4 protein-coding genes are annotated in these 7,732 nt (G+C 67.0%); 2 read left to right on the top strand and 2 right to left on the bottom strand.

Going from position 1 to position 7,732, the window contains the following annotated elements; translation table 11 throughout:
* Nucleotides 1-112: 112 nt before the first annotated feature.
* Entirely contained in the window at nucleotides 113-661 is a 549-nt protein-coding gene (locus RT551_RS15825) for a Dps family protein (protein ID WP_282297783.1), read from the bottom strand.
* Nucleotides 662-750: 89 nt separating this feature from the next.
* Here RT551_RS15825 and hrpA point away from each other — a divergent pair, with 89 nt between their 5' ends.
* A complete protein-coding gene (gene hrpA, locus RT551_RS15820) occupies nucleotides 751-4,881 on the top strand; it encodes an ATP-dependent RNA helicase HrpA (protein WP_313460431.1) in 4,131 nt (1,376 codons plus the stop codon).
* A 29-nt stretch (nucleotides 4,882-4,910) separates the two neighbouring features.
* On the opposite strand, the gene RT551_RS15815 is transcribed toward hrpA, so the two are convergent.
* Nucleotides 4,911-5,447 carry a hypothetical protein gene (locus RT551_RS15815; RefSeq protein ID WP_313460429.1) on the bottom strand — a complete coding sequence of 179 codons (537 nt, stop codon included), beginning with the start codon at nucleotides 5,445-5,447 and terminating at the stop codon, nucleotides 4,911-4,913.
* 127 nt (nucleotides 5,448-5,574) lie between these two features.
* Here RT551_RS15815 and RT551_RS15810 point away from each other — a divergent pair, with 127 nt between their 5' ends.
* A complete protein-coding gene (locus RT551_RS15810) occupies nucleotides 5,575-7,728 on the top strand; it encodes a bifunctional (p)ppGpp synthetase/guanosine-3',5'-bis(diphosphate) 3'-pyrophosphohydrolase (protein WP_313460427.1) in 2,154 nt (717 codons plus the stop codon).
* Nucleotides 7,729-7,732: the final 4 nt, after the last annotated feature.

Genomic DNA, 7,732 nt, shown 5'->3' with positions numbered 1-7,732 from the left:
AGAAAACATGGATGTTTTCTACGAGCCCCCATGGATGGGTTCACGGCGTGTCCCGGGAGGGGCCTGTTGGTCCTCACCAAGCACGTAACAGTGAATAGCTACAACCTCAGCCTTACTGGAGAAGCGAACGCAGCATCCAGGCGTACTTTTCGTGGGTCTGCAGGCGCTGGGTCATCAGGTCTTCGGTGGGGGCGTCGTCGGCGTCGTCGGCCACGTCCAGGACGTGGCGGGCGGTGCGGCAGACGGCCTCGTTCGCGGCGACCAACTGGCGTACCATTTCACGCCAGTCGGCGCTGTCGCTCAGCCCCGGTTCCTCGGCGATGGAGGTCAGGGCGGCGAACTCGCGGTACGAACCCGGTGCGTTGAAGCCCAGGGCACGGATGCGCTCGGCCACGTCGTCCAGGGCCGCCCACTGTTCGGTGTACTGGGTCTCGAACATGGTGTGCAGCGAGTTGAACATCGAGCCCGTCACGTTCCAGTGGAAGTTGTGGGTCTTCAGGTAGAGCGTGAACGCATCAGCCTGGAAACGGGCCAGACCGTCGGCGATCTTCTTGCGATCGCCCTCCTTGATCCCGATATCGATGTTGGGGGCCGACGGAGCCGCTGCGGCCAGCTTCTGCTTGCCGGTCTTCGGTTTTGCCGGGGTCTTGGTCTTTGCCATGGGGGATGTCCTCCTGGTGGATGGGATGGCCTTCACAATAAATCAGACTAACCTTTCAGTCGTACTTTCGTTTTCTATCAATTTGATTCATGGCAGCTATCAACAAACCCGACGCCTCCGCGCTGCGCCAGCAGCAGTCCGCCATTGACGGGGCCATGAGCCGCGATCGCGGCCGCCTGCTCGGGTTGCTGTCGCGCCTCCGCGGCAAGCCCGGTGACGCTGGTCTGACCACCGCGTTCGAGCAGGCCCTGCAGGCCTCGGTCCAGCGCCGCCAGGCGCGGGCGCTCAGCCAGCCGGCGATCAGTCTGGATGACAGCCTGCCGATTGCGCGTGAAGCCGAACGCATCACCGCGCTCATCCGCGACCATCAGGTCGTGGTCATCGCCGGCGAAACCGGGTCGGGCAAGACCACTCAGCTGCCCAAGCTGTGCTTGGCCGCCGGTCGCGGCGTGGCCGGCATGATCGGCTGCACCCAGCCGCGACGGATTGCCGCACGCGCCGTGGCCACCCGCGTGGCGCAGGAACTGCAGTCCGAACTCGGTACGACCGTGGGGTATCAGGTGCGCTTCACCGACCGGGTCGGCGATGACGCCCGCATCAAGTTCATGACCGACGGCATTCTGCTGGCCGAGATCAGCAGTGATCGCTGGCTGTCGCAGTACGACACGCTCATCGTCGACGAAGCGCACGAGCGCAGCCTCAACATCGACTTCCTGCTCGGCTACCTCAAGCAGCTGCTGAAGAAGCGGCCCGACCTGAAGCTGATCGTGACCTCGGCCACCATCGATACCTCGCGCTTCGCCCAGCATTTCGACGATGCACCGGTGATCAGCGTGGAAGGGCGGACCTTCCCGGTGGACGTCCGCTATCGCCCGCTGGAAGGCGAAGGCAGCAGTGCGGACGAGGGCGGTCGCGAAGGCGAACGCACCATCAACGACGCGCTGGTGGCGGCGGTGGATGAAATCACCCGCAGCGACCCGCGCGGCGACATCCTGGTGTTCTTCCCCGGTGAGCGTGAGATCCGCGATGCGCACCAGGCCCTGGAGCGGCGCAAGTACCGGGAAACCGAAGTGCTGCCGCTGTACGCGCGTTTGTCGGTCAAAGACCAGGACATGGTGTTCAATCCGGGCAGCCGGCGGCGCATCGTGCTGGCCACCAACGTGGCCGAAACCTCGTTGACCGTGCCGCGCATCCGCTACGTCATCGACCCCGGCCTGGCCCGGGTCAAACGCTACAGCCCGCGCCAGAAGCTCGATCGTCTGCACATCGAGGCGGTCTCGCAGGCCAGTGCCAACCAGCGCAAGGGACGTTGCGGCCGTGTGTCCGAAGGCGTGTGCTACCGCCTGTACTCCGAGGCTGATTTCCTCTCGCGTGCGGAGTTCACCGACCCGGAAATCCGCCGTTCCAGCCTGGCCGGCGTGATTCTGCGCATGTTGCAGCTGGGCCTCGGCCGGATCGAGGATTTTCCGTTCCTGGAAGCGCCGGATGAGCGCGCCATCGCCGATGGCTGGCAGCAGCTGGGCGAGCTGGGGGCCATTGATGATCAGCGGCGGCTGACTCCAACGGGCCGCCAGATGGCGCGCCTGCCGGTGGACGTCAAGCTGGCGCGCATGCTGGTGGCCGCGCAGGCGCAGGGCTGCCTGCGCCCGATGCTGGTGATCGCGGCATTCCTGGGGATCCAGGATCCGCGCGAACGCCCGCCGGAGGCACGCGCGGCCGCCGACAATGCCCACGCCCTGTTCGCCGACGGCCGCTCGGAATTCGTCGGTGTGCTGCGGCTCTGGGAGAGCTACCGGCAGGCCCACGAAGACCTCACCCAGTCCAAGCTGCGCGGTTGGTGCGAGCGCCATTTCTTGGGTTTCCTGCGTATGCGTGAGTGGCGCGAGCTGCATCGGCAGCTGCGCGTGCTGTGCGAGGAGCTGGGCTGGAACGAAGAACCAGTCGACAGCATGCTGGCTCCGCTGCTGGCCGGTTCCACCGCGCCGGCCCCGGCGCGCGATGACGAGGCCAAGGCCAAGGCCACGCGCGGGCAGCTGCACCGGGCTGCGCGACTGGCCCGCGAGGGCAAGGCGGGGGCTTCGGCACCGTCTGCGCCGACAGCAGCCGGGCAGAGCCCGGCGCTACAGGAGGCGCAGTCGGACGCGCAACGCGAACTGCGAGGCGGCTTCAGCGAGAGGACCCGCGCAGCGGCTTACCAGACCCTGCATCGTGCGCTGATTGCGGGCCTGCCGACCCAGATTGGCCATCGCAGCGACAAGGGTGACTTCCTGGCCCCGCGCCAGCGTCGCTTCCTGCCGTTCCCCGGCTCGGCGATGGCAAAGAAGCCAGCCCCCTGGCTGCTGGCCGCCACGCTGCTCGACACCCAGAAGGTGTGGGGCCTGACCCTGGCGGCGATCGAGCCGGACTGGGTGATTGCCGAACTGCCGCATCTGCTGCTGCGCAAGCACTTCGACCCGCACTGGTCGCGCGCCCAGGGCCAGGTGCTGGCCTCCGAGCAGATCAGCCTGTTCGGGCTGGTGCTGGCTCCGAAGAAGCCGGTGCATTACGGCCGCATCGCGCCGGGCGAGGCGCACGACATCTTCGTGCGGCAGGCGCTGGTGACCGGCGAGATCAACACCCGCGCCAGCGTGATCGCAGACAACCTCAAGGTGCTGGAGCAGGCGCGCGAGGAAGAGGCCAAGCTGCGTCGGGCCGGTATCGTGGCAGACGAGGACTGGCAGGCGCGCTGGTATCTGGACCGCGTTCCGGCGCAGATCCATTCCGCGACTGGCTTGGATACCTGGTGGAAGGGGCTCTCGCCTGAGCAGCGCCATGCGATGGGGTGGTCCCTGACGGATCTGCTGCCCGGTGAGGGCAGCGATGTCGAGCGCTATCCAAAGTATCTCCCGCTGGGGGACGCACGCCTGGCCCTGCACTATCGTTTCGAGCCAGGTAGTGACGACGACGGGGTCAGCCTGGACGTGCCGCTGCATCTGCTCAACGCACTGGATCCCGCGCGACTGTCGTGGCTGGCCCCGGGGTTCGTTGCGGACAAAGCGTCTGCGCTGATCCGAAGCCTGCCCAAGGCCATGCGACGCAACTACGTGCCTGCGCCGGATTTCGGGCGGGCCTTCTTTGAAGCCTATGCCCAGCCGACCGCCGACGATCTGCGTGGGGAGCTTGCGCGCTTCCTGTCCCGGACCACCGGCGCGTCAGTGGCGGCCACCGACTTCGACGAAGCGGCGCTGGAGCCACATCTGCGCATGAACCTGCGCCTGTATGACGCACAGGGCAAGCTGCTTGCCGCTTCGCGCGACCTGGATGCGCTGCGTGCGCGCTTTGGCGAGCGTGCAGGGGATGCCTTTGCCGCCCGTGCCGGTCGTGCGCTGGCGGCGGAAGGTCTGCGCGAGTTCCCGCCCACGCCGGTTCCGCTGCAGGTGCCGGGCGAGGCCGGCGTGCCGGCTTATCCGGCGCTGGTGGACGCGGGCGAGACGGCCTCGTTGCGCATCTTCGCCGACCGCAACGAGGCAGCCGAACACCATCCGCGTGGCGTGCGCCGGTTGATGGACATCGCACTGGCTGACAAGGCCAAGCAGGCGCGTAAGCAGTTGCCGGTGCCGCCCAAGACCGGCCTGCTTTACGCGGCCATCGAGTCGCAGGAACGCCTGCGCGGTGACCTGGTTGATGCCGCGTTGAACGCGGTGCTGGCCGAGGGCCTGGGGGAGATCCGCGACCCGTCGGCCTTTGCCCAGCGGCGTGACGCGGCCGGGCGCGCGCTGTTTGGTGAAGCCATGGCGCGGTTGAAACTGGCTGAATCGATCCTCGCCCACGTGGCCGAGCTCAAGCCATTGCTGGAAGCGCCATTGATGGGCTGGGCGCGCGGCAACCTGGATGACATGGAGCAACAGTTGGCGGCGCTGGTCCATCCGGGTTTCCTGCGCGATACCCCCGCCGACGCGCTGGCCAACTACCCGCGCTACCTGCGCGCCATGATCCTGCGCACGGAGCGCGCCAAGCGCGACCCGCCGCGCGACCAGGCCCGCATGCTGGAACTGCGGCCGTTCCTGGATGCGCTGGACGAGGCAGAGGCACGCGGACTGCGCGGTCGAACGCAATGGCAGGCGCTGCGCTGGGACCTGGAGGAGCTGCGGGTGTCGCTGTTTGCCCAGGAACTGGGCGCGAAGACCGGCATTTCAGCGAAAAAACTGGCCCAGCGGGTTGCGGCGCTGCGCCAAGGGTGATGTTCACCCTTGGCCGCACCTGAAGTGCGTCACTTGACGCGCTGCACTTTCGCCTTCGTGTTCACACCCTTGAGCTGCAGATACCAGACGCCCATGACGCCCGGGCTGATCGAAACCTCCGGATCGGTACGGCGCACGCCGGCCAGGGTGACGTCGTCGGTCTGCTCCCATTCCTGCTTGTTGGCCAGTACATAGCGGCGGCCCTTGCCGAACCCGCGGAACTCGCCCTGGAGGGTACTGACGATCGGCTCCTTGCTGCCGAAATCGAAGAAGCCGCGGTTCTTGACGATGACTTCCTGGCGGCCCTCTTCGCGTGCTTCTTCGCGGACTTCCTCGCGCACCTGTTCGCGCACGCCGGCAGTGACGGCGGCCACCTTGCCCTGCAGCCATCCGTTCAGCGCGGCCAGCTCGGCTGCGCTCAGCTTGTCCAGCCCCGCTGCCTTGAACTCGGCTGGCGTCATCTGCTGCTGCAGATCGCCTTCGACCACGCGCTGGGCCAGGGCCGGCGACGCCAGGCCCAACAGAACGGCCGCAGTGGCCAACATCCTCAAACGGGAAAAGCGCATGGCAGGTCTCCAGGATTTGACCGGATTGTACCGTGGCCTGTCCGCCATCAGCTCATGCACCTGTTTTGATTGTCCGGCAACGGAGGGGGCGCTAGTGTAGAGGCCTCTGTCCCACCTGCACGATGCTGTGAACCGCGCTTCTGCCCCCGGCCTGGATGCCTTGTTGAACCGACCGTCGATGGCGTCGCTGTCGACGCCCCTGCGCGATGCGCTGCTGCAACGCTGGCATGCGGAAGGTACCGGTCACGCCCAGCATGCCAGCTGGCCGGTGCTGGTCGATACCGTGGACGCGCTGGCCTTGCTGTCTGCCGATGACAGCGCGCTGGTGGCCGCGCTGCTGTTTGATCTGCCGGGATTGCGTGCAGGCCTGGAGGCGCTGCCGCTGGGGGCGCACAAGACCGCGGTGCTGGGTCTGCTCGAGGGCCTGGACGCGGCTGACCAGGTCTGGGCGCTGCACGCCGGCCGCGAGGCGGGCCGCAACAGCGAGGGGCTGCGCCGGCTGCTGCTGTCGATCATCCACGATCTGCGGGTGGTACCGATCCTGCTGGCGCGGCAGCTGGCGCGCATGCGTGCCGCCGACCGTCTGCCCGAGGTTGAGCGCCGTGCCCTGGCCCAGCTCACCCGCGACATCCATGCGCCGCTGGCCAACCGGCTGGGCATCTGGCAGTTGAAATGGGAACTGGAAGATCTTGCGTTCCGCCACCTGGAGCCGGATACCTACCGACGCATCGCACGTGAGGTCGATGAGACCCGGCTGGCCCGCGAACGCTACGTGGACACGGTGAAGAAGACCCTGTCGCGCGAGCTGGTCGCGCAGGGCATCGAAGCCGATGTCAGCGGACGTCCCAAGCATATCTACAGCATCTGGCGGAAGATGCAGAAGAAGCGGCTGGCCTTCGACCAGCTGTATGACATCCGCGCGGTGCGGGTGATGGTCAAGGATGTGGCGGCCTGCTATGCCGCGCTGGGCGTAGTGCATTCGCTGTGGGTGCCGGTGCCCAGTGAATTCGACGATTACATCGCACGACCCAAGGCGAATGACTACCGCTCGCTGCATACCGCCGTGATCGGTCCGGAAGGGCGCACCATTGAAGTGCAGATCCGCACCCACGACATGCATGCACAGGCGGAGCTGGGCGTGGCGGCGCACTGGCGTTACAAGGAAGGCAGCAAGGGCGCGGAGAAGGCCTTTGACCGCAAGATCACCTGGATGCGCCAGCTGCTGGAGCACTCCCAGGAAGGGCAGGGCGGCGAACTGGCCGGTGCGCTGGATGCTGAGCTGACCGAGGACCGGGTTTATGCGCTCAGCCCCAAGGACGAGGTGATGGATCTGCCGCAAGGCGCCACGCCGCTGGATTTCGCCTACCACGTGCACACCATGGTCGGGCATCGCTGCCGCGGCGCGAAGGTCAACGGCCGCATCGTGCCGCTGACGTACCGTCTGCGCAGTGGCGACCGGGTGGAGATTCTGACCGGCAAGGAAGCCGATCCGCGCCGCGACTGGCTGCTGGTGGCGAACGGATACCTGGCCAGCAACCGGTCGCGCGAAAAGGTGCGTGGCTGGTTCCACAAGCTGGACCGCGCGCGCAACGTGCAGGCCGGTCGCGAACTGCTGGACCGCGAACTGAAGCGGCTGGGTCTGCAGCACGCGGATCTGGCAGTGGCCGCGAAGAAATTCCACGCCGACAGCGTGGACGACCTGTACATCCAGGTGGCGCTGGGCGATACCGGCCCGCACCAGGTCAGTCGGGCGCTGCTGGAGGCTGAACGCGCCGCGACCCAGCCGGCAACACCTGCACTGCCGCGGCCCACCGCGCGGCGCGAAAACCTGGGCAAATCCAAGTTCACCGTGCAGGGCGTCGGTAACCTGCTGGTGCAGCTGGCGCGCTGCTGCCAGCCGGTGGCCGGTGAACCCATCGTCGGGTATCTCACCCGAAGCCGCGGTGTGACCGTGCACCGTACCGACTGCGCTGCGCTGGCACGGCTGCAGGCGGCCAGCCCGCAGCGCATCCTGCCGGTGGAGTGGGGGCAGGCCGGCGGTGGTTACGAGGTGGACGTCGTGGTCAACGCCGTGGATCGCCGCTGGCTGCTCAAGGACATCACCAATCTGATCGCGCAGGAGGATGCCTACGTCCTCGATATTCACAGCGACAACGTCCGCAACAGCGGCCGTGCGCATCTTCGGCTGCGGCTGAAGGTGAGCGATTACGGTCAGCTGTCCACCCTGCTGGGCAAACTCGATGCCCTGCCGGGCGTCAATGACGTGCGACGTCTAGGCTGAACTC

Origin of the sequence: Stenotrophomonas sp. (genome assembly GCF_032103445.1) — a bacterium.
GTDB lineage: Bacteria > Pseudomonadota > Gammaproteobacteria > Xanthomonadales > Xanthomonadaceae > Stenotrophomonas.
Note: the sequence above shows the minus strand (reverse complement) of the source record. Positions and strands in the feature narration are given on the sequence as shown.